The sequence below is a fragment of the Novosphingobium sp. FW305-C-30-35 genome (genome assembly GCF_058783135.1).
Genome location: NZ_JBYSYJ010000001.1, coordinates 1493178 through 1514428 on the forward strand (window position 1 = coordinate 1493178; position 21251 = coordinate 1514428).

Here is a 21251-nt window from a genome sequence, read left to right on the forward strand (position 1 = left end):
AGGGCGCGGGGTCTGCCGACCTTGCGCCCTCTCTCGTTTCAATCGCCCGCCACGCTCATGCCGTCGACACGCAGGGTTGGCGTATCGATGCCGCGATAAACGTCGAGGTCGTCAGCTGCGGTCAATGCAGCGAACATATCGATGAGATTCCCCGCCACCGTAAATTCTGCAATTGGCCCCGCCAGTTCGCCATTCACGATGTGGAAGCCCGAAGCCCCACGGCTGTAGTCGCCAGTTACGCCGTTGACGCCCTGCCCGATCAGTTCGGTAACATAAACGCCATCGGCAATGTCGGCCATCAGCTGGGCTGGCGTGACGGTGCCGGCTTCTAGCACGACATTGCTGGACGTCACGTGCGGCGCGCCCGAAGACCCGCGCGAGGCATGGCCGGTCGGCATTGCACCCAGCTGGCGTGCTGCGGCCGAATCCATGAGCCAGCCGGTCAGTCGCCCTGCATCGATCAGCTTGCGCGGTGCGGTGGGCAGTCCTTCGCCATCGAACGGGCGCGAGCGCATACCGCGTAGCGCCAGCGGATTGTCCGAGATGGTGATCGCACTGTCGAACAACTTCTGGCCATCGCGATCGAGCAGGAAGCTGGCGCGACGGGCAATCGAGGCTCCGCTCATTGCTCCCAGCAGATGGCCGACCAACGAATTGGCGACGCGCGGGTCGAACACGACCGGCATCGGGCCGGACTTGACCCGTCCTGGATTCAGGCGGCGTACGGCCCTCTCACCCGCTTCGCGACCGATGTCGGCAGGGCCTTTGAGGTCCGCGGCATAGCGGGTGCTGCGCCAGGAGTAGTCGCGCTGCATGTTGCCGCCTTCGCCAGCGACGACACTTGCCGAGATGCTGTGGCTGGAGGCGGCATAGGCACCGGAGAAGCCGTGGCTGGTGGCCAGTGCGAACAGCCCGCGGCCAGCGCTGGCCCCGCCGCCCTCGCTGTTGGTCACCCCGGGGATGGCGCGGGCGGCTTCTTCGGCTTCTTCGGCGAGGCGGCGAAGGTCTGCGGGGCTGGGTTCGGTCCCGTCATCAAGATCTAGGTCGGGGGCGAGACCCTGCAGCAAGAGTTCTTCGGGGGCGAGACCTGCAAACGGGTCTGCCGGAGCGAGCCTTGCCATGGCAACGGCCCGGCTGGCCAGTTCATCGAGCGCAGCGTCGCCTAGATCGGTTGAGCCGATCGAGGCCGATGCTCCGCCGACAAAGACGCGCAGGCCGATGTTTTCGGACTCGGACCGTTCCACATCCTCGAGCGCGCCAAGACGGACCGAGACCGATTCCGAAGAGTTGCCAAGGTAGACGGCATCGCCCGCATCGGCCCCGGCACGGCGCGCACGCGCGATCAGCGCTTCGCAGCGCTCCTGGGCTTCGGCGGGTGACAGCATGAACAGACCTTTTCGCAAGCGGGAAGGCTGCGGGGTCTAGCGCCCTCAACGGGCGGGGGCAATCTATAGGTCAGGAAGCCGACTTCGGTTCAGAAGAATGCGGCAAGCGCCTTGAAGATGCCAGTAATCAGGAATGGCAACAGCGCCGCAAGCGCCCAGACCCTGATCTGGTCTCGCTTGAATGCCGCGGCGAACGCCATGTCATGCGCCTGGTCGTCGCTCAGATGCTCCCAGCGGCGCTCGAAATGGCGGAACAGCGGGATGATGGCCGCAACCAGCACCACCAGCACGAAGACTGGAAGGATCGAGGCGCTCTGGTCCTGCAGCTCGTGCATGGTGACGAAGATCTGCAACGCGGTGTAGACCAGCAGCCCGTAGGCAACGTTGTTGCTCATCTTCTTGCGCCAGTCGATCGCCGCGGACTTTGCCGCCTGCGAATGGAGGGCCTTGTTCATGGCTCCGTTCCTTGTGCTACCCTGCTCCGAAAGCAGTAGATCATGCGGCAGGCGAACCTGCAAGATCAATTCCAATCTGGAGTGTTCCGCCGAGGCACGCCTTGCGCGTTCACGTCTCGACAAGGCAGACCATGCATAAATCCTGCCAAATGCGCGGCGCGGGGTTTGCCGCATCGCGATGAGGCGTTAATGGAAGAGCCAAGCGCCTGAAACTGCAGAGCCGAAGCGATGACCGTGATCGAAAAGACTGCCGCACCCGCGAATGCCGCCCCGCCGATCCCGCAGGGCGGGCTCGAAGTCGTGTCGATCGCCAAATCCTATGACAAGCGCGCGGTTCTCACCGACATCTCCCTTTCCGTTGGCAAGGGCGAAGTGCTGGGCCTGCTGGGCCCCAACGGCGCGGGAAAGACCACCTGCTTCTATTCGATCATGGGTCTCGTGCGCCCTGATTCGGGCCGCATCCTGCTCGATGGTGTCGATATCACCAAGCTGCCGATGTACCGGCGCTCGATCCTCGGCCTCGGGTACCTGCCGCAGGAAACCTCGATTTTCCGCGGCATGACTGTCGAGCAGAACATTTCAACCGTGCTCGAACTGATCGAGCCGGACAAGGCGACCCGCGACTCCGAGCTTGAACGTCTGCTCGACGAATTCGGGCTGACCCGGCTGCGCTCCAGCCCGGCCATGGCGCTTTCAGGCGGGGAGCGCAGGCGCTGCGAGATCGCCCGCGCCTTGGCGGCGCGCCCGTCGATCATCCTGCTGGACGAGCCCTTCGCCGGGATCGACCCGCTTTCGATCAGCGACATCCGCCATCTGGTAAAGGACCTCAAGGGGCGCGGTATCGGCGTCCTGATCACCGACCACAACGTGCGCGAAACACTCGATATCGTGGATCGCGCCTGCATCATCTACGGCGGGCAGGTACTTTTTGCAGGCAGCCCCGAAGCGCTTGTTGCCGACGCCAACGTCCGCAGGCTTTATCTGGGCGAGGGTTTCACCCTGTGAGGCAGAGCGGCAACTGATGCGGGACTCGGGGGGAGTCTGAGAGATGGCGCTCGGGCCTCGGCTGGACATCAGGCAGACCCAGTCGCTGGTGATGACGCCGCAACTCCAGCAGGCGATCAAGCTGCTGGCGTTATCGAACCTCGAGGTGGAAACCTTCATCGGCGAGGCGCTCGAAGCCAATCCGCTGTTGGAGATTGGCGAGCCTTCTCCAACAGAACCGGTGGAGACCCTGCCCGAGGAGCTGCGGCGGACGCATCTGGAATCCTCGCCGGTTGACCAGCTGGTCTTTGAAGGTCGGGTCGAGGAAGATCGACCTCTCGACATCGACGTCTCCGCGCTCGACCGCGACCGCGACACTGGCGATGCTGGCGAATTCGAGCTTTCCTCCTCGCGCGACTTATCGGCAGGCGGCGAAGGCCCGGATATCGACGAGCATGGCCGCTTTGAGCAGACGCTGGCCGAGCATCTGCATGCACAGATTGGCGCGATCACTTCGGACCCGCAAATGCTGTTCGTCGCACGCTGGCTGATCGATCAGCTGGACGAGGCAGGCTACATCGGCATTCCACTTGGCGAAATTGCCGAAGCGCTCGGGCTTTCACTCGTCGTCGTCGAACGCGCATTGACGCTGGTGCAGACGCTCGACCCCACTGGCGTCGGCGCGCGCAACCTTGCCGAGTGCATCGCGCTGCAAGCCAAGGAGGCCGATCGCTACGATCCCTGCATGGCCCGGCTGATAGACAACCTGGACCTCGTCGCGCGCGGCGAGATCGCGCGGCTCAAGCGGTTGTGCCAGGTCGATGACGAAGATTTCGCCGACATGCTGGCCGAGTTGCGCAGCTACGATCCCCGTCCCGGCCTGCGCTTCGGTGGTGGCGCTGCAGAAGCCGTCGTGCCGGACATCCTGGTACGCGCGACAAGGGACGGGTGGAACATCGCGCTCAACCAGGCGACCCTGCCGCGCCTGGTCGTCAACCGCAGCTACTATGTCGAGATGCGAGGGGCCTGCATCAGCAAGGACGCCAAGGCTTGGTTGGGCGACAAGCTGGCGGACGCCAACTGGCTGCTGAAAGCGCTCGACCAGCGCCAGAAGACGATCCTCAAGGTGGCATCGGAACTGGTAAAGCAACAGGACGGCTTCTTCCGGCATGGCGTGGCGCACTTGCGCCCGCTCACGCTCAAGACCGTGGCCGAAGCGATCTCGATGCACGAATCGACTGTCAGCCGCGTCACCTCGAACAAGTACCTGCATTGCGAGCGTGGCACATTCGAGCTGAAGTATTTCTTCACATCCGGCGTAGGCTCTTCGGACGGCGAAGGCGCTTCGGCCGAAGCGGTCAAGGCCGCGATCCGGCAATTGATCGATGCCGAAGATCCCAAGGCGATCCTTTCGGACGATGCCCTTGTCGATCTCTTGAAAGCCAAGGGTTTCGACCTCGCCAGGCGCACCGTGGCGAAGTATCGCGAGGCAATTGGGCTCGGCAGTTCGGTGCAACGGCGGCGCCAGAAAGCGCTGGCGGCGGTCCGCTAGGCGCTCAAGCGCCGGGACGCTCGGCCAGCATGTGCTGGATCATGCCCTGCAGGTTGGCATCATAGCGCGCGAGAACCTGATGGTCCTCTGCCGTGTCCCAGTGCGTCACCAGTTCACGGCCGTTGAACCAGTGCAGCGCATAACCCGGTGGATCGGCAATGATCAGGTTGCGCTCATCCGGGCAATCTGGATCGATCGGGCGCAGGTCCAGCGCGACTTGCGGCGCCGTCGACGGGCATGTGGCGACAATCGTGCCCTCCCACGCCGTGCTGATGGCGCGATGGATATGGCCACAGACGATACCGATGATGTTGCTTCTGCCGCGCAGGCATGCCGCCAGTCGTTCGACCCATGGTTCGGCAGGATCGGTGTTCATCCAGGGAATGCCGACCTCTACCGGGGGGTGGTGCTGGACGATCAGCGTGCGCGCCTCTGGCGCCTCGTCGAGCCGCGCTCTGAGCCAATCGGCCCGAGCCTCGCAGAAGGCTCCACCGTGGCGACCTTCCTCGAGCGTATCGAGCACGATCAGGCGTAGCGGTCCAGCTTCCACGACATATTGGAGAAAGCCACCGTCAAAGGCGATCTCGGGGAAAACCTCGCGGAAAGTGGCACGCTCATCATGGTTGCCAAGCGCATAGTGGACCGGGAATGGCAGGCCCGAGAAGGCTTCGCGCAAGCGTTCGTAACTGGCCTTGTCGCCGCGATCGATCAGGTCACCGGTCGCCAGCAGCAAATCCGGGCGCGGCTGCATCGCGGCCAGCTCACCCAGCACGCGGTCAAGCCGCTGCCGGTTGAATTCACCGGGCGAGTCAGGCTCGAACCCCAGGTGAATATCGGTGACCTGTGCGATCAGCATCTTCCCCCCGTTCCGGCGCGCTAGCGCAGCTTCACCGGGAAACGGGGCCTTTCAGCCACGGCCACGGTTTGCGCCACGTCCTTCTTGCGGTCTTTCTTGGGCGCCCAGGGAGCGCCCGCATCCATGTGATAGGAGTGGCACATGGCGCAGGAGGAATCGACCGGGTCTTTCACGGATACGGATGCAAGCTTCGCTCCCTCGCCGCCGACATGGCAGGAACGGCAGCCGCCCTTCCCGTCAATCCCCGGGACGAGCAGATCGCTCGCCTTTTTCGAAGTGACGGCGTTGACGTGGCAATCGGCGCAATCGCTCTTGTTGTGCGGCTTATGGTCGAACCAGCCCTTGTGGTAATAGCGATCGTTCTGTGCGACCGGCTGGACGGCAAAGCCCCCGCTTGCCGCAGAACCGCCGCGCGTGACGGTATGGCAATCGTAGCACATGCCGCCATTTGAGAAGACTTGCGCCACCGCCTGTTCGGCGCGCGTCGGATAGAACCTCACCGCGCGGGCATAGTCGGCCGCAGTGGAACGCAGCGCAGCGTCGCCCGGCACGCGGCGAGCGAGGCCCGACAGGTTGGCCGGACGCGCCGGAGCGCCGCCACGATAGAATGCGCGCAGATCGGCGACCACCAGTTCAGGCTCGCCATGCCGCAAGGTTCGGAAGGTGCCGCCGACCTGGTCGAAGCTCAACGAATGGCAGGACTGGCAGGAATCTTCCATCACTACCGGCTTGAAGCGGGTGCCGGTGGCATCGGCCTTGTGGCAATCCTTGCACTGCAGCGCATCGCCGGCGGCGAAGCGTCCAGGCATGCGGCGCACCATCTGCGCAATGCCGTTGGTCTTGGACAGATGCTGGCCATGGGTGAACTTCAGGCCGTTGTTCTCGGTCAGCCCCGGCGTCCAGCTGGCACGCTGGAAAAGGGGCTTCCTGCCGTTCATGCCGCTGATGATCATCGGCTTGAACTGGGGATGGGCCGTTCCGAAATCGGCGGCATCGGCGATCTTCGTGTCCGGCAAGCGACCCTTCATTCCGTTGTGGCAGTCCGCGCAGAACTTCTGCTGGGTGGCCGGCATAGCATCCGCCCCCTCATGCTCGGTGTGACAATCCACACACCTGCCAGCCGGGCGATTGAAGGCACTGGCCACCGCACGCTGGATCGCGGCCATGCCGGTTGGTTCGCCGCGCGCCTTCAGCAGCCTCCTCTTGTCCGCGATGTGATCGTGCGCGTCCTTGGTGTGGCAGGTCAGGCATGCGTTGTCAGTCACCGCGACAAAGGCCTGCGTGTGGCAGGCCTGGCAATCTCCACCCAGGTTCTTGTGGGCAAGGCTCAACGGCCCCGAGGACCACGTCTGGTCGGCATGGAAGCCATCGGGCCGGCGCGCCTTCTCCTGCATCGCCAGCGGCTTGTAGGTCATGTAGCTGTAGATCGGGAAGGCGAGGAACGAAACCAGGACCAGTATGGCAAAGGTCCACGCCGACATGCGCTTGCCGGGCAGCAGGCCCTTGAGCGTGTAGACGGTGGCGATGTCCTTGTCCTCGGCCGAGTCCGAAACTGCCTCGACGCGGCGAACGGTGAAGGTTGCCGCCCCCGACTCAGGATCAACTGAAACGGCAATGCGGTGACCACCAAAGGTCAGTTCCGCGCCCGCCAGCGGATCCAGCGGACATTGCGTCGTGCTGCGGCCGTTGACCTCGAACGGCTGCGCTCCGATCGAGGCGATAATCAGGCTGCCGTCCGCGGCGCGCGTGACCTGTGCATGGCGCGGATCGACGGCAAGGTCGGGCAGGTGGATGTCGCATGCGGCATCACGGCCGATGGTGAGAACATCGCCTTCGACCGTGGACGGCCGGACGATCTCCTCGCCACTGGACTTGAGCGCGATCTGACGGACTAGAAAGCTCATCTTGCGCTCACCAGTAGAAGAAGACGCTGACGATATGGGCGGAAAGCGCCGCGATCAGCGCAAATGTCACGGGCACGTGAATGTAGAGCCATGCCTGCAGCCAGGATTTCAGCTTCAGGTGCCGTCGCATTCGACCGAGCATCGCCTCCTTGCGCGTCAGCAGGGCATCGATCTTGTCGAGCGGATCGTTGGCAATGCGCGGGCGATAGGCCCGCAGCCGCCGCAGTTCCGCTGCCGTGCTACGCGTGGCGCATCGGGGGTATTTGCCGGTGATGCGGTTCCAGAAACTGCCAGCGAACGGATCTTCATCAAGGCTCTTGCCGACGAGCGTCGCCGTTTCAGGGTCGAGCGGCTGGGCAGCATCGTGGATCTGGCGATCAAGCGAGCGCAGCGCTTCGATCATCTGCTTTTCGGTGATCGCGCCTTCTTCGTCATAGCGGTTGGCTGACAGCGCCTGCGGCAGCGTGGCATAGACCCAGATCCCGAAGATGCCCGATCCGATCACGATCAGCATCAGCGCCCAGGTCAGAGTATGGACGTTCCAGCCAAGGTGAAAGCCCGAATGGAGCGTACCGATCACTGTCAGGCACAGGCCGAGGTAGACATGGGCTGAAGTCCATCCCTTCAGGCTCCAGCGCCCCGGGGTAATTGCGCGCTTGCGCATGCCGAGCATCGTCAGCCACAAGATCAGCAGCACACCGATCGTGCCGAGCGTATAGCCCAGCCAGCTTGAACCGAAGTGCGTGCCCGGAAGCGGCACGAAGATGTAAAGGGCGATCAGAGCGACCGCCAGCAGGGCCGAAAGCTTGCCCCAGAACAGGTTCCGGTGCGTAAGAAAGCCCTCGTGCGTGGATGTGCGCTGGCGGGTGGCGCCGGTACGCTTGCGTGGTGCAACGGATGCCATCGGCTCAGACCCCCTCGTTCTCGAGCCGCGCGACGGTCAGGAATTCGTCGGGCGATACGCGGATGGCAGCGCCGGTCGGGCAGGCGCGGACGCAGCTCGGGCCGCCTTCGATCCCGGCGCACATGTCGCACTTGATCGCTTTCTTGCGGTCGAGCAGTTCGTCGACTGCGGGATCGCCAGTGTACTTGGTGTTCTTCTTCGACCACTTGTAAGGTGGCTCGCCCGGCCCCGGGCCCGAGCCGAAGAACAGCCATGACAGCAGCGAGGGCTTCTTTGGCGGCACCTTGTCCATGCGGATCACGCCGTAGGGGCAGTTACGCTGGCAATTGCCGCAGCCGATGCAGGTATCGTTGATGAACACCTCGCCATCAGGTCCGCGATGGATCGCGTTGGGCGGGCAATCCGCCATGCAATGCGGATGTTCGCAGTGGCGGCACGATGTCGGCACGTGGAGATGAGCAAAGCTCTTGCCTGCCTCGCGATCGAGGCGCGAGAGCCCGTCATGACTGTCGGCGCAGGCCTTTTCGCAGTTGTCACAGCCGACGCAGAGCCGTTCATCGATCAGCAGGACGTCGGTCGCTTCGCCCAACCCCTGGCTGACGAGGAACTTGGCCTGTTCGGAATAGAGGTCGACCACGCCCGAGAAGCTGTCCTTCTTGGATTCGATGAAGGCATTCGTGGCGCGGCGCACTTCCATGTCCTTGCGCGCGCGTTCGAGCAGGGCGGGCTTGGCGGCAAGGACGCGGCTGAAGGCCTCGCCATCGATTCTGATGACCTCGCTCTTGATTGCAGCGCGCACCGTTGCCGTGCGCCGCCCGCCATCGATCAGCGCCATTTCGCCTACGTAGGAACCGGCCGGCAGGTAGGACAGGAACACCGGCTTGCCGCCAACTTCCTTTTCCACGACCATTGAGCCGACACGGATGACAAAGATGTCCTTGTCTTCCTCGCCTTCCCGGATGATCGCGTCACCGGCGCGCACCTGCAGGATCTTCGAGGTCTCGACCACTTCCGCAATGTCGGCGCTCGTCAGCCCGGAACCGAACATCTGGAGGATCTGACGTTCGGTCGAGATGCGCTCTATCGCGCGCTTGGCTGTCGGCACCTGGCTTTGCAGCTTGAGCGCGGCGTTGCGGCTGATCTCAACGCAGATGGTGTCTTCCGCCGCCACAATCGTGGCGCCACGCTTGCGCCCGGAAATCAGGCCGACTTCGCCGAAGATCGTGCCGGCGGGAATCGGCACGACCTTTGTAGGATCGTTGGGGTCAAGCCGCACGTGAACCGAGCCCGAGGCAATCGCGAAGAGGGAGGACCCGGGATCGTTCTTCTCGAAGATCGTCTCGCCCTTAGCGTAGGCGCGCGCGGCCGAATCGAGCATGAATTCGCGCAGCTGCAACGTGGTCATGCCATCGAGGATCGTGACATTCGTCCGCAGGAACTCGAGCCAGTCATTGACCGAACGGTTACCCGGCAAGCCTGCAAACTTGGCTTCGAGCAGTGGCTCGTCCGCCGGTTTCAGTTCGGTATTGCCGTTGATGAACTCGACGACATCGTAGCCCTGGTTCATGCAGTGCTTGATCAGCGGATAGCCCGCCAGCGCGCCGATCACGAAAATGCCGGGCGCCGTCGATTCGAACTGTGGTGACAGCGTCGGGAAGGCGAGGCGGTCGGCACTGGCGAACTCGATGCCGCAGCCTTCCACGAAAGCGCGCGGTGGCGCCGAACCGATACGCGCGATGATGCGGTCGCAGCGGATGCGCTCCTCGCCGTCGCGGGTCGACAGGGTGATCCAGCCGGGCTCGATCGACTTGGTCTCGGTCTCGTAGCGGATCGTCAGCTTGCCTGCCGCGTCATCCTCGACCAGAGCCTTGGCATTGGGCTCCTTGGCGGTGGCGAAGCTCTCGCGGACGTTGGTCGATTTCGGACTGCGGTTGAGCACCGTGACGACGTTGCCCTGTGCCGGATCCTCGACGAGGCCACGCGCGTTCTCGATCCCGGCGTCACCGGTACCGACCACAACGATATGCTGGTCGAGCACGGCGTAGGGATCGTCCAGCTGGTAGGTCACATGCGGCAGATCGCCGCCGGGGCAGCGCATGAGGTTCGGGTTGCCCTGCGTGCCGATGGCAAGGACCACGGTTTCTGCCATGACCGTCTCGCCGTTGGTCAGCTCGATGGCATAGGGGGGTGCGAAGCGCTGGAGCTCGGTCGTGGTGGTCGACCCGTCGCGCGCTCTCGTGACAATCTTCTGTACCGAGCCGGGAATCGGGGCGCCGGTTCCCTTGATGGATTTCACCTCGGCATTGTACTTCACGTTCACGCCGAGCTCGGCGGTGCGGCGGTTCCACTTGTCGAGGATGTCTTCCTTCTTGCCCGCGTCGAACTCCTGATCCGATCGCAGGATAAGCTGCGATGGCGTGGCCATCACGTGCTTGCCCTTCTGGTACTTGTAGATCGTGTCCGAAAGGTGATCGGTCTTTTCAAGCAGCACGTGGCTCATGCCGAGCTGCGCCGCACGGCCGGCAGCACTCATGCCCGCCGGGCCCGAGCCGATGATCGCAACCTTGAAAACCTCGCCCACCGGTATGCGTCCCCCGCATCGCGAACCGACGGCGCTGTTCCCGCACCTGCCTGTTCAAAAAACCGATTTGCGACCCCTGTGGCATGACATTAGCCGATGCGCCGCGCATTGCCACCCGCAATTTGCGCATCCGGACGTGGGAGGCGGGTTGTGCGCCGGTGACGCTTGCAAGCGACCCTACCGGCACGATATGCGCCACATAACACGGACGCCGAGGATGGTGCCCGACAGGAGTGAGCGATGACCGATCCCCAGCCCGCCAGCGACCCGCGGGAGCCTGCACCGCGTGATCCGGCGCAAGGGACGTCGCGCGTCGGCCGCTATGCCCTGATTGCCGCAGGACTGATCGCGCTGGGCGCTGGCGGTGTTGCCATGCTTCGCGGCCCGGACACGCCCCCTCCTCCGGCCGTGCCACCGCCCGCCGCCCCCAGCCAGCAGCCTTCGGTGGATGACGTGATCGCCAAGCTCGAGGCAAAGCTGGCGGAGAAACCGGACGATGCCGAGGGCTGGCGGATGCTGGGCTGGTCCTATTTCCAGACCGAACGCTACGCCGAAGCTGCCACCGCGCTGAAGAAGGCGACGAAGCTCGACCCAGATCATGCCGAAACATGGTCGTTCCTGGGCGAGGCACTCGTGCTTGCCAGCAAGGAAGAGGGGCGGATGCCCCGTGACGCAAAGGCAGCGTTCGACAAGGCGATCAAGCTTGACCCGAAGGATGCCCGTGCGCGCTATTTCCAGGCGGTGGCAATGGACCTGGCCGGTCGGCATAGGCAGGCCATCAACGCCTGGTTTGCCCTGCTCGAGGATACGCCCGCTGACGCCCCGTACGCCGAAGACATTCGCGAGGTAATTCGCAATGTCGGCGAGAAGTACAAGATCGATGTCGAGAAGCGCCTTGCCGAAGCAAAGTTTGCGCCCCCTGCCAATGGCGTGATTACCGATGGTCCGCACAAGGCTGCGGCAGGAATTCCCGGCCCCACCAGCGAGCAGATGAAAGCTGCCCAGAGGATGCCCAAGGGTCAGCAGGAAGCCATGATTCGCGGCATGGTGGATGGACTGGAGGCGAAACTTCAGGCCAATCCCGGCGATGTCGACCGCTGGATCATGCTGCTGCGCAGCCGCATGCAGCTGGGCGAACCGCGGAAGGCGGCAGAGGCTTTGCAGAGGGGGCTTGCCGCCTTCCGCAACGACAGTGCGAGCTCACGCAAACTGCGTGAAGCTGCTTCGAGCCTTGGTGTAGCCGGGGCCTGATTCGGCCCTGCGAACCCGGCCATTGGGCAAAGGCGCGCGTTCGGCATTAACCTTGCGGCATGCGTTTCGGCCAGGGTGATTCGTTTCGGCACACCCGGAAATCAAGGCTTTTCGTGCCAAATCGAATCAGTGCTGCGCCGAATTGAATCACTTTTCCGAGACTTGGGCGTTAACCCGCGCGAAACCGCTTCGTCGCTTTACAACAAATTAACCTTTCATGTTCATTCCTCCTATGGTTAATGGCGGGCAACCCGAATTGAAGGCGGGTTAATTGCCTCAGGGACATGGCAATAGAGGGGCGGTTCAATGCGCGTACTGCTGATCGAGGACGAACCTACAACGGCCAAGGCGATCGAGCTCATGCTCACGACCGAGGGCTTCAATGTCTACTCTACCGACCTTGGCGAAGAAGGCCTCGATCTCGGCAAGCTGTATGATTACGACATCATCCTGCTCGACCTCAACCTGCCTGACATGCACGGCTACGACGTGCTCAAGAAGCTCCGCGTCGCCAAGGTGCAGACGCCGGTCCTGATCCTTTCGGGCATTTCGGAAATGGACAGCAAGGTCCGCTCGTTCGGCTTCGGCGCCGACGATTACGTGACCAAGCCCTTCCACCGCGAAGAGCTGATCGCCCGCATCCATGCGGTGGTGCGTCGCTCCAAGGGCCATTCGCAGTCGGTCATCCGCACCGGCAAGCTTTCGGTCAACCTCGATGCCAAGACGGTCGAGGTCGATGGTGCCCGCGTGCATCTGACCGGCAAGGAATACGCAATGCTCGAGCTGCTTTCGCTGCGCAAGGGCACCACGCTGACCAAGGAAATGTTCCTCAACCACCTTTATGGCGGCATGGACGAACCGGAACTCAAGATCATCGACGTGTTCATCTGCAAGCTCCGCAAGAAGCTGGCACATGCCTGCGGTGGCGAGAATTACATCGAAACCGTCTGGGGCCGTGGCTACGTGCTGCGCGATCCTGATGACATGAGCGCGATCGAAGCGGCCTGACCGCGTGTTTGCCATAGCCATCCCTGAGACGGCCCGCCGGAAACGGCGGGCCGTTTGGCATTCGGGCCATGCACTTGCGGGCATGGAGGGGAACCGCCGCGCGCCTCGCCCGCTGCCTTATGCGACATGCAACGAGGATGAGCAGGACATGGCCGAGGGATTGAAAGCAGGCGACAAGGTTTCGTGGAAAAGCCATGGCGGCGAAGCCCATGGCAAGGTGGTGCGCAAACTGGAGAAGCCAACCACGATCAAGGGCCACAAGGTCGCCGCGTCAAAGGACAACCCCGAGTTTCTCGTCGAGACCGAAGAGGGCAAGCGCGCGGCGCACAAGCCGGGGGCGCTAAGACGCGACTGACGGCCAAGCGAATGCCGGTCACCCGACCCGGGTGAAGTGCGTCGTTTCCATCTCCGGCATGCTCTTGTCGGCCCAGACAATCGTCTCGGTCATCGACTTGCCGTCCTTGGCAACGGTGTAGACTCGCGTTGCGACCTGCCTGCCCTCCTTGCCGAGTGTCATCACCAGCGTGTTAGGCGCCGGCTGACGCAGCGATGCGGCATCGTAGATCGGAATGTTGCCGGAGATCGGTACGGCCACGCCATCGAGTTTCGCTGTTGAGCCTGCGGTCATCCGGCTGCCGTCGGGCGTGACGATTTCGACCTGCGTCGTCCACTGCCGATCGGGCGAAACCCTGAACGCGATCATGACGCTGCGAGGCCGCTCGTCGGCCGGAAGACGCGCTGTGTCGAGCGACCACTTGCCGATGAGCGGCGAGGCAATTGCACCGGCCGAATGTGCAGCCGGTGCCTGCGCAACCTGTTGCGAGCCGGTGGCAACCAGCATGAGACCGGCAGCGAGGGGTATCAGAGTAATCATGGCGATCTTTCCTTTCGGCCAGAGACGCACCGCGAGTGCGGGCTGTTCATCGGCGTCTTCCCGGAAGCCGGGCGGAGATAGATCAGTTTTTCTGGGACAGTTTTCCTGTCCCGCCACCAGCCGCGCCAGTTCGCGACTGCTGCCGATCCCGGTCTTGCGCCTGGCATCGCGCAAGCGCTCATTGATCGAGGCCTCGCTACGGTCGAGTACGGTGGCGATCGACTTTATCGTGTGCCCAGCGGTGAGCAAGCGAAGGACTTCCAACTCCTTGTCGGTAAGTTCGGCGATCGCGGGGCAGCCATGATCGGTTGCAGACATGGCTCTCTGATCACCACAGCAGGCGCGCACCGTCCATCCAATTTTCTTGTACTCGGACGCGGGGGGCTGATGATATTGACCCCTGCGGGCCGCCCTGCCAAACGCCGCCGCCATGACAGCCTACAAACCCGGCGATCCGACGACGATCAACCGCCTCTATGGCCGTGCCAAGGGCAAGCCCTTGCGGCAGGGCCAGCAGGCGCTGGTCGATGAACTGCTGCCGCAGATCTCGATGCCTGCAGAAGGTCCGATCACTGCCGAGGCGCTGTTTGGCGAGCCTCGCCCACTCCACTTCGAGATCGGCTTCGGTGGGGGCGAACACATGGCGTTCCGCGCCGACATGCTGCCCGATCACGGCTTCATCGGTGCGGAGCCGTTCCTGAATGGCGTAGCCCAGGCGCTTACGCACGTTTCAGGGGACAACGGCGAGCATCCGCCCATCCCCAACGTGCGTATTCATCATGGCGATGCGTTGGAAGTGCTCCGGCGCATTCCGGACGGCTCGCTTTCATTTCTCTATCTTCTGCACCCCGACCCTTGGCCAAAGGCACGCCATGCCAAGCGGCGCATGATGAACGACGGACCCGTCGATATGTTCGCGGCAAAGCTCAAGCCCGGCGGGGAATTCCGATTCGGCACGGACCACGCAATCTATCTGCGCCACGCCTTGATGGTCATGCGCCGCCACAAGCACCAGTTCGAATGGCTGGCGAGCGAGGCGAAGGATTTCCAGATCCGCCCCGGCGGCTGGCCCGAAACGCGTTATGAGCACAAGGCGCGGACGGTATATGGCCACGAGGTGTGGTATTTCCGCTACCGCAGACGCGGTTAACGCTTCGTCGCAAAAAACTCTCCCTTTACGGTAGAGTATAATTTCTTGCGTTTTGGTAGAGATTAATCCGGAGTAGCGGTTCGTCCCGGCCGACAACGGCAGATGGGGGACCGAATCACATGGACTTTATCGCAGGCATCGACTTTGCCGCGTTGCTGCCGTTCATCGCCGTTGGCTTCGCCGCGCAGATGGTCGATGGCGCGCTGGGCATGGCATTCGGTGTGATCTCGAATACCCTGATGGTCGGCGTGCTGGGCATTCCCCCCGCCCTGGCGTCGCAGCGGGTGCACATCGTCGAATGCTTCACCACTGCCACTTCGGGCATAAGCCATCTCCTGCACGGCAATGTCGACAAGAAGCTGTTCTTCCGCCTGCTGCTGCCCGGGATGGCCGGCGGCATACTCGGGGCCTACGTCCTGTCGTCGATCGACGCATCGCTGGTGAAGCCGTGGGTGCTGCTCTATCTTTCTGCGATCGGCATCTACCTGCTGGTGCGGGGGATTCTCTATCCGCCCAAGATCAAGGAGGCCGGGTGGGTCGCGCCGCTCGGGCTCGTCGGTGGCTTCCTTGATGCCGCAGGCGGTGGCGGGTGGGGGCCTGTCGTCACGTCCAACCTGCTGATTCAGGGTGCCGATCCGCGCAAGGTGATCGGCACGGTGAATACCGTCGAGTTCTTCCTGACGCTGACGGTATCTGCGGCGTTCATCTGGCATCTCGGTGTGGCCGATGTTGCCGGTGCAACACTCGGGTTCCTGATCGGGGGGCTTGCAGCGGCGCCGTTCGGCGCTTGGGCGGCCAAGCACATTCCGGCCAAGACGATGCTGATCATGGTCGGCACCGTCCTCACCCTGACCAGCCTCTACGGCGCGTACAAGGCATTTTCCTGAGGCGTTGCGGGCTTGCGCATCTTGATGTGCGGGCCCGCCCTTGCCTGAAGATTACTCCGCATTAACCATGACATGCAATAAGGGGGGGCGGGTCGAGCGCGACTCCGCCACGGCTGGAGGGCAGGTCTTCATGGCGAACTTGGGCGCAAGCGGCATTACCATTGCCGAAATAAGAGAGTTCGCCAGTTTCACTGCTGCCGAGCAGCGCTATATCCGCCGCAGTCTCGACGTCGCCCGCGGCCGTAACGAAACCGTTCGCCGCTGGGGCCGCAGTACTGATGAAACCGCGTCGATCCAGGAACAGGCGGATCTCTATCGCGAATTGCCGCTGCTGCGCCAGTTGCTCCCTCATGTTGACGGGATCGACGCGCTCGAGCCGTTCATGGGCCCGCTGGTACGGTTGACGGCTTTTGACCTGGCGCAGAACAGGATCACCGGCTTCTCAGCCTATCGCTTCCTGTACGAGCGACTGCTTGGCGCCGCGGCCCGCCCCTGGCTTCCCGGGGCCTTCTGCGGAGCGGCAGCCTTGCCGGTCATCCCTCCCGACCGCCGTCGCGCGCTGCTGCAATCGATCAGCGAGGCTGCCGCAACGGCGCACGGCTGGTCGCTGCGCGAACCGGTGTTTTATCCTGAGTTCGTCGAAGCCGAAGCCGCCTAGAGCGGTTTCTAGGGCACCAGCACGGTATCGCGCGCAACGGCGTCTGTCTGGGGATAATCCAGCGTGTAATGCAGGCCCCGGCTTTCGTGCCTCGCCCTAGCCGAGCGGACGATAAGTTCGGCGCTCTGCAACAGGTTGCGCAACTCGATAAGGTCTGTGGTCACGCGGAAGTGCCCGTAATAGTCGTTGACCTCACCGCTGAGCATCTGGATGCGATGGGCCGCGCGTTCAAGCCGCTTGTTGGTGCGCACGATGCCGACATAGTTCCACATGAACCGGCGGATTTCGGTCCAGTTCTGCTTGATCACGACTTCCTCGTCAGAATCGGTCACGCGGCTTTCGTCCCACGCGCGCACTTCGGGAGGTGCGTCGAAGCTGTCGCGCCGACGCAGGATATCGCGCGCGGCGGCATCGCCGAACACGAAGCATTCCAGCAGCGAGTTCGACGCCAGGCGATTGGCCCCATGCAAGCCGCTTTCGGTGCACTCGCCCGCAGCGTAGAGGCCGGGCAGATCCGTCCGCCCGTCAAGATCGATGAGAATGCCGCCGCAGGTGTAATGCTGGGCCGGCACGACCGGAATGGGGCTTGTTGTCATGTCGATGCCCAGCCCCATTAGCTTTTCGTAGATGTTGGGGAAGTGTTCGCGGACGAAATCAGCTGGCATGTGGCTGATATCGAGATGGACGTAATCCAGGCCGAACTTCTTGATCTCGGCGTCGATCGCGCGGGCCACGACATCGCGGGGTGCAAGTTCGAGCCGTTCGGCGTCATAGAACTCCATGAAGCGCTTGCCCGTCCGCGGGTTCACAAGGCGACCACCCTCGCCACGCACCGCTTCGGTGATGAGGAAGTTCTTGACCTCGAGGTTGTAGAGACAGGTGGGATGGAACTGCATCATTTCCATGTTGGAAACACGCGCCCCGGCCCGCCACGCCATGGCGATGCCATCGCCGGTCGCACCGCGTGGGGCTGTGCTGAACTGGTAGACGCGCCCTGCGCCACCGGTTGCCAGGATCGTTGCACTGGCCGTATGCGCCTCGACCTTCCCGCTGGCCTCATCGAGCGCATAGACGCCCCAGACCCTGCCGGAGCCCGAGTAACGGGCCGCTTCGTGCCGCCCGGTTATCAGGTCGATGCAGGTCCGCCCAGGCAGGAGCGTGATATTCGCATGCGCCCGCGCAGCATCGAGCAAGGCCTTCTGCACGGCGGCACCAGTCGCGTCGTCAACATGGACGATACGACGGTGGGAATGGCCGCCCTCGCGCGTCAGGTGCAAGGCGCCTTGTGCCGCGTTGAAGGGCACCCCGAGTTCGACAAGGCGCAGGATCGCGGCCGGTGCATTCTCCACGACGAACTCGACCGTCTCGCGACGATTGAGACCGGCTCCTGCGATCATCGTGTCGCGAATATGGTCCTCGAACGTGTCGCCTTCATCGAGAACCGCTGCGATGCCGCCCTGCGCCCAGTTCGTCGACCCGCCGTCCAGCGATCCCTTCGCCAGCACCAGCACGCGGCAAGTCTCGGCGAGGACCAGGGCGGCCGTCAATCCCGCGGCACCTGAACCGACTACCAGCACGTCGTGAATGGTCTGGTCTGGCACGCCGTCGTCTGCTGCTGCATTGCCGCTCAAGCGGTTAACTCCCAATCTTGCCTCGGCCTTGCCGTAACGGTTCATGTCACGATGCGAAAGTGTGCCTGAGGCTGGTTCCGGACAAGTGTAACCAGCTTTTAATGCCGTTAACTACCTTGGTCACTTGCTTCGCAAGTGCAGCATGATAGGTGTTCCTACGTAAAGCCCTCGCGCAGATTGACCGCTCATGCTTGAAACCAAGCTCCTTTGCATGCTCAATCGCCATCGTCCCAAACGCTCTGCCGTGGAATGGGACGGCCGGACGTTCGTTGGCACTTGCCGGAACTGCAATGCGCCGATCCGCCGGTTGGAGCGCGGAGGCTGGCGCGCCGTGAAGGATGTCGGATCGACCTAGCTGGCCGGACAGCGCGTCAGGCTGTTTCTTTCGGCATGCTGGTCAAGCTGACGAACACGTCCTCCAGATCCGCTTCCCTAGTCGAAACGTCGACGATCGCATAACCCTGCCCCTGCACAAGGGACATGACTTCGCCGGCGGTCGTGCGATCCTTGTCGTAATTGATCTCTAACTGACGCTCGCCACACAGGTGACTCTTGAGAAACGCTGGATGCTGCGGCGCAGCATCAAGATCACGATCCAGTGTGAGCACGACAATCTTTTCCCTCGCCATGTCGACAAGTTCGCGCGTCGGCTTGTTGGCGATCAGCTTGCCATGATTGATGATCGCGATGCGATCGCAAAGCTCTTCGGCCTCCTCGAGATAGTGAGTCGTCAGCACTACGGTCACACCGTCGCGATTGAGTTCGCCGACCAGTTCCCACAGCTGGCGACGCAGTTCGACGTCGACGCCAGCCGTTGGCTCATCGAGCACCAGCACGGGCGGCGCGTGGACCATCGCCTTGGCGATCAGCAGGCGCCGCTTCATACCGCCGGACAGCGATCGCGCATAAGCGTCCGCCTTGTCGGCCAGGTGGACCGCGCGGAGAAGTTCCATGGTGCGCCGCATCGTCTTGGGCACGCCGTAGAGTCCGGCCTGGTTGTCGAGCACTTCGGCCGGCGTGAAGAAGGGATCGAATACGATTTCCTGAGGCACGATCCCGATCGAGGCCTTGGCATTGCGCACATCGTGATCGATGTCATGCCCCCAGATCTCGACGCTGCCCGACGTCTTCATTACCAACCCGGCCAATGTATTGATCAAGGTTGACTTGCCGGCGCCGTTCGGCCCGAGGAGTCCGAAAATCTGGCCTTGCGGCACGTCGAAGCTGACCCCGTCCAGCGCCAGCTTGCCGGGCGCCTTGCCCGTCGGCGCATAGCGTTTCACCAGATCGCGAATGCGGATTGCGGGGGGAGTTTCATTGGTGCTTGCCATGGCCGCTGCCTGCACCAGCGCCAGCGAAAACGCAATTGTCTGAAGCCCGCCGATTTGCTAGCCGCAGCCCATGATTCAGGCACCCGAAACCGTTTACACCGACCATCATCGCGTAAAGTGCGACGGCGCGTCCGACATTCGCGGCGGCGTTGCCCTTGGCCATCCGCGCGTCTGGCTCGAGATCGACGAGAAGGGCTATGTCGAGTGCGGCTATTGCGACAAGCGCTTCGTCCTCAAGGGCGGCCCAGCGGATAACGCCCAAGCCGCTTAAGCAGCTTCGCTCTATGGCCTTTGTGTCTTGAGCGCCTATATCGGTCAGCATGACCGATCTCGACACCCGCTCGCTGCTCTACCGCTCTGGCCTTCTGTCGCCTGAAGAGGCGCAAAACCTCACCGCGAATGCGCTGAAATCCTGCGACGACGGCGAACTCTATCTCCAGTTCATCGCCAGTGAGAGCTTCGGTTTCGATGACGGTCGCCTGAAGACGGCAGACTATTCGCGCGATGCCGGCTTCGGCTTGCGCGGCGTCTCCGGCGAGATGACCGGTTTCGCCCACGCCAACGAAATTTCGGCGGCTGCCATTGCCCGTGCCGGCGAGACGCTGAAGCTGCTCGATCCGGCGAAGGGCCAACCTGCCCCGCCGCCCCGCAAAAACAACCGCCACCTCTACACCGAAGCCTCGCCGCTCGATGCCGTTCCGTTCGAGGCCAAGGTCAAGCTGCTGGAAACCATCGATGCGGCGGCCCGAGCTCGCGATCCTCGCGTGGCGCAGGTTTCGGCGTCGCTTTCGGGTTCGTGGTCGGTGGTGGAGATCGTCCGCGCCGATGGATTCGTCGCCCATGACGTCCGCCCGCTGGTCCGCCTGAACGTCTCGATCGTCGCGGAACAGAACGGCCGCCGTGAAACGGGTTCGTTCGGCATCGGCGGCCGTCGCCTTTACGACGATCTGTTCTCGGCCGAAACGTGGAATCGCGCGATCGACGAAGCGCTGAACCAGGCGCTGGTCAATCTCGAATCGGTGGCCGCGCCGGCGGGTGAAATGACCGTGCTGCTTGGCCCCGGCTGGCCCGGCGTGCTGCTGCACGAAGCGGTCGGCCATGGTCTCGAAGGTGATTTCAACCGCAAGGGCACCAGCGCCTTCTCTGGTCGGATCGGCGAACGCGTCGCTGCGCGAGGCGTTACCGTGATCGACGATGGCACCCTGCTCGGCGTCAATGGCCAGGGCCGTCGCGGCTCACTTTCGATTGACGACGAAGGCACGCCGACTCAGGAGAACATCCTGATCGAGGACGGCATCCTCAAGGGCTACATCCAGGACCGGCTCAACGCCCGCCTGATGGGCGTGGCCCCTACCGGCAACGGTCGCCGCGAAAGCTTCGCCCATGCCCCGATGCCGCGCATGACCAATACCTTCATGCGCGGCGGCAATGATGATCCGGCCGAACTGCTTTCCCGCGTGAAAAATGGCATCTTCGCCAAGTCCTTTGGCGGCGGACAGGTCGACATCACGAGCGGCAAGTTCGTGTTCTCGTGCACCGAGGCCTACCGTATCGAGAACGGCAAGCTCGGCGCACCGATCAAGGGTGCGACGTTGATCGGCGACGGGCCGACCTGCCTCACCAAGGTCATCGGCATCGGCAACGATCTTGCGCTCGATGAAGGTGTCGGCGTTTGCGGCAAGGGCGGACAGAGCGTTCCGGCAGGCGTTGGGCAGCCAACCTTGCTGGTCGAAGGCCTCACCGTCGGCGGCACGGCCTAATCGAAGGATTGCTGGCACTGCGGCGTTATGTGGTCAGCGCGGGTTAAGCCGTTTCGCGCTAACGGTCGGGGACCGAATCG

General features: G+C 63.1%; 20 protein-coding genes. 11 read left to right on the forward strand and 9 right to left on the reverse strand.

The annotated features are described in order from the left end of the window. Nucleotides 1-38 precede the first annotated feature (38 nt). Together AC3WLM_RS07390 and AC3WLM_RS07395 are read right to left on the reverse strand one after the other, a co-directional pair. A complete protein-coding gene (locus tag AC3WLM_RS07390) occupies nt 39-1385 on the reverse strand; it encodes a TldD/PmbA family protein (RefSeq protein ID WP_492477024.1) in 1347 nt (448 codons plus the stop codon). A gap of 89 nt (nt 1386-1474) precedes the next feature. After that, the gene (locus AC3WLM_RS07395) at nt 1475-1840 is read right to left on the reverse strand and encodes a hypothetical protein (protein WP_492477025.1); all 366 of its coding nucleotides are present in this window, start codon (nt 1838-1840) and stop codon (nt 1475-1477) included. A 228-nt stretch (nt 1841-2068) separates the two neighbouring features. Here AC3WLM_RS07395 and lptB point away from each other — a divergent pair, with 228 nt between their 5' ends. Both lptB and rpoN read left to right on the forward strand, forming a co-directional pair. Next, entirely contained in the window at nt 2069-2845 is a 777-nt protein-coding gene (lptB, locus tag AC3WLM_RS07400) for an LPS export ABC transporter ATP-binding protein (protein WP_039333545.1), read from the forward strand. A 43-nt stretch (nt 2846-2888) separates the two neighbouring features. Continuing rightward, nucleotides 2889-4376, forward strand: a complete 1488-nt coding sequence (gene rpoN, locus AC3WLM_RS07405) for an RNA polymerase factor sigma-54 (RefSeq protein ID WP_492477026.1) — start codon at nt 2889-2891, stop codon at nt 4374-4376. A 4-nt stretch (nt 4377-4380) separates the two neighbouring features. On the opposite strand, the gene AC3WLM_RS07410 is transcribed toward rpoN, so the two are convergent. Genes AC3WLM_RS07410 through AC3WLM_RS07425 form a run of 4 tightly spaced genes read right to left on the reverse strand, consistent with a single transcriptional unit; the run spans nt 4381 to nt 10621 of the window. Next, a complete protein-coding gene (locus AC3WLM_RS07410; protein WP_427463470.1) occupies nt 4381-5232 on the reverse strand; it encodes a phosphodiesterase in 852 nt (283 codons plus the stop codon). A 20-nt stretch (nt 5233-5252) separates the two neighbouring features. Then, nucleotides 5253-7136, reverse strand: coding sequence for a cytochrome c3 family protein (locus tag AC3WLM_RS07415; protein WP_492477027.1), 1884 nt, complete (start codon nt 7134-7136; stop codon nt 5253-5255). A gap of 7 nt (nt 7137-7143) precedes the next feature. Next, entirely contained in the window at nt 7144-8040 is an 897-nt protein-coding gene (locus AC3WLM_RS07420) for a hypothetical protein (RefSeq protein ID WP_492477028.1), read from the reverse strand. Between the two features lie 4 nt (nt 8041-8044). Next, nucleotides 8045-10621 carry a cyclic nucleotide-binding domain-containing protein gene (locus AC3WLM_RS07425; protein ID WP_492477029.1) on the reverse strand — a complete coding sequence of 859 codons (2577 nt, stop codon included), beginning with the start codon at nt 10619-10621 and terminating at the stop codon, nt 8045-8047. Nucleotides 10622-10861: 240 nt separating this feature from the next. Here AC3WLM_RS07425 and AC3WLM_RS07430 point away from each other — a divergent pair, with 240 nt between their 5' ends. The 3 genes from AC3WLM_RS07430 to AC3WLM_RS07440 all read left to right on the forward strand — a co-directional run bounded on the left by AC3WLM_RS07430 (nt 10862) and on the right by AC3WLM_RS07440 (nt 13235). Further along, nucleotides 10862-11872, forward strand: a complete 1011-nt coding sequence (locus tag AC3WLM_RS07430) for a tetratricopeptide repeat protein (RefSeq protein WP_492477030.1) — start codon at nt 10862-10864, stop codon at nt 11870-11872. Nucleotides 11873-12178: 306 nt separating this feature from the next. After that, a complete protein-coding gene (gene ctrA, locus AC3WLM_RS07435) occupies nt 12179-12880 on the forward strand; it encodes a response regulator transcription factor CtrA (RefSeq protein WP_011443965.1) in 702 nt (233 codons plus the stop codon). 82 nt (nt 12881-12962) lie between these two features. Continuing rightward, entirely contained in the window at nt 12963-13235 is a 273-nt protein-coding gene (locus AC3WLM_RS07440; protein ID WP_492477031.1) for a hypervirulence associated TUDOR domain-containing protein, read from the forward strand. A gap of 18 nt (nt 13236-13253) precedes the next feature. Here the strand turns inward: AC3WLM_RS07440 and AC3WLM_RS07445 are convergent, their stop codons facing one another. Then, nucleotides 13254-14072, reverse strand: coding sequence for a helix-turn-helix domain-containing protein (locus AC3WLM_RS07445; protein WP_492477032.1), 819 nt, complete (start codon nt 14070-14072; stop codon nt 13254-13256). Between the two features lie 112 nt (nt 14073-14184). Between AC3WLM_RS07445 and trmB the strand changes: the two genes are divergently transcribed. From trmB to AC3WLM_RS07460, 3 genes are all read left to right on the forward strand, one after another. Continuing rightward, nucleotides 14185-14904 carry a tRNA (guanine(46)-N(7))-methyltransferase TrmB gene (gene trmB / locus AC3WLM_RS07450; RefSeq protein WP_492477033.1) on the forward strand — a complete coding sequence of 240 codons (720 nt, stop codon included), beginning with the start codon at nt 14185-14187 and terminating at the stop codon, nt 14902-14904. A 119-nt stretch (nt 14905-15023) separates the two neighbouring features. Continuing rightward, entirely contained in the window at nt 15024-15791 is a 768-nt protein-coding gene (locus AC3WLM_RS07455) for a sulfite exporter TauE/SafE family protein (RefSeq protein WP_039333531.1), read from the forward strand. A 130-nt stretch (nt 15792-15921) separates the two neighbouring features. Next, a complete protein-coding gene (locus tag AC3WLM_RS07460; RefSeq protein ID WP_492478103.1) occupies nt 15922-16449 on the forward strand; it encodes a hypothetical protein in 528 nt (175 codons plus the stop codon). An 8-nt stretch (nt 16450-16457) separates the two neighbouring features. On the opposite strand, the gene nadB is transcribed toward AC3WLM_RS07460, so the two are convergent. Then, entirely contained in the window at nt 16458-18125 is a 1668-nt protein-coding gene (gene nadB / locus AC3WLM_RS07465) for an L-aspartate oxidase (protein WP_492477034.1), read from the reverse strand. Between the two features lie 166 nt (nt 18126-18291). Between nadB and AC3WLM_RS07470 the strand changes: the two genes are divergently transcribed. After that, nucleotides 18292-18435: a hypothetical protein gene (locus AC3WLM_RS07470; protein WP_492477035.1), complete on the forward strand. Its 144-nt coding sequence runs from the start codon at nt 18292-18294 to the stop codon at nt 18433-18435. Nucleotides 18436-18451: 16 nt separating this feature from the next. Here the strand turns inward: AC3WLM_RS07470 and AC3WLM_RS07475 are convergent, their stop codons facing one another. Continuing rightward, nucleotides 18452-19411, reverse strand: coding sequence for an ABC transporter ATP-binding protein (locus tag AC3WLM_RS07475; RefSeq protein WP_193828462.1), 960 nt, complete (start codon nt 19409-19411; stop codon nt 18452-18454). Nucleotides 19412-19481: 70 nt separating this feature from the next. Here AC3WLM_RS07475 and AC3WLM_RS07480 point away from each other — a divergent pair, with 70 nt between their 5' ends. Together AC3WLM_RS07480 and tldD are read left to right on the forward strand one after the other, a co-directional pair. Continuing rightward, nucleotides 19482-19682: a zinc-finger domain-containing protein gene (locus AC3WLM_RS07480; RefSeq protein WP_039333527.1), complete on the forward strand. Its 201-nt coding sequence runs from the start codon at nt 19482-19484 to the stop codon at nt 19680-19682. Between the two features lie 49 nt (nt 19683-19731). Beyond that, entirely contained in the window at nt 19732-21171 is a 1440-nt protein-coding gene (tldD, locus tag AC3WLM_RS07485) for a metalloprotease TldD (protein WP_039333526.1), read from the forward strand. Nucleotides 21172-21251: the final 80 nt, after the last annotated feature.

Bases quoted from the DNA above. Each gene is read 5' to 3' on its own strand.
- AC3WLM_RS07475 (WP_193828462.1), bottom strand. From the start codon at position 19,411: ATGGCAAGCACCAATGAAACTCCCCCCGCAATCCGCATTCGCGATCTG.
- AC3WLM_RS07460 (WP_492478103.1), top strand. From the start codon at position 15,922: ATGGCGAACTTGGGCGCAAGCGGCATTACCATTGCCGAAATAAGAGAG.
- AC3WLM_RS07395 (WP_492477025.1), bottom strand. From the start codon at position 1,840: ATGAACAAGGCCCTCCATTCGCAGGCGGCAAAGTCCGCGGCGATCGAC.
- AC3WLM_RS07410 (WP_427463470.1), bottom strand. From the start codon at position 5,232: ATGCTGATCGCACAGGTCACCGATATTCACCTGGGGTTCGAGCCTGAC.
- AC3WLM_RS07440 (WP_492477031.1), top strand. From the start codon at position 12,963: ATGGAGGGGAACCGCCGCGCGCCTCGCCCGCTGCCTTATGCGACATGC.
- ctrA (WP_011443965.1), top strand. From the start codon at position 12,179: ATGCGCGTACTGCTGATCGAGGACGAACCTACAACGGCCAAGGCGATC.
- AC3WLM_RS07445 (WP_492477032.1), bottom strand. From the start codon at position 14,072: ATGTCTGCAACCGATCATGGCTGCCCCGCGATCGCCGAACTTACCGAC.
- AC3WLM_RS07430 (WP_492477030.1), top strand. From the start codon at position 10,862: ATGACCGATCCCCAGCCCGCCAGCGACCCGCGGGAGCCTGCACCGCGT.
- AC3WLM_RS07480 (WP_039333527.1), top strand. From the start codon at position 19,482: ATGATTCAGGCACCCGAAACCGTTTACACCGACCATCATCGCGTAAAG.
- tldD (WP_039333526.1), top strand. From the start codon at position 19,732: ATGACCGATCTCGACACCCGCTCGCTGCTCTACCGCTCTGGCCTTCTG.
- AC3WLM_RS07415 (WP_492477027.1), bottom strand. From the start codon at position 7,136: ATGAGCTTTCTAGTCCGTCAGATCGCGCTCAAGTCCAGTGGCGAGGAG.
- trmB (WP_492477033.1), top strand. From the start codon at position 14,185: ATGACAGCCTACAAACCCGGCGATCCGACGACGATCAACCGCCTCTAT.
- rpoN (WP_492477026.1), top strand. From the start codon at position 2,889: ATGGCGCTCGGGCCTCGGCTGGACATCAGGCAGACCCAGTCGCTGGTG.
- lptB (WP_039333545.1), top strand. From the start codon at position 2,069: ATGACCGTGATCGAAAAGACTGCCGCACCCGCGAATGCCGCCCCGCCG.
- AC3WLM_RS07420 (WP_492477028.1), bottom strand. From the start codon at position 8,040: ATGGCATCCGTTGCACCACGCAAGCGTACCGGCGCCACCCGCCAGCGC.
- AC3WLM_RS07390 (WP_492477024.1), bottom strand. From the start codon at position 1,385: ATGCTGTCACCCGCCGAAGCCCAGGAGCGCTGCGAAGCGCTGATCGCG.
- nadB (WP_492477034.1), bottom strand. From the start codon at position 18,125: ATGAACCGTTACGGCAAGGCCGAGGCAAGATTGGGAGTTAACCGCTTG.
- AC3WLM_RS07470 (WP_492477035.1), top strand. From the start codon at position 18,292: ATGCTCAATCGCCATCGTCCCAAACGCTCTGCCGTGGAATGGGACGGC.
- AC3WLM_RS07455 (WP_039333531.1), top strand. From the start codon at position 15,024: ATGGACTTTATCGCAGGCATCGACTTTGCCGCGTTGCTGCCGTTCATC.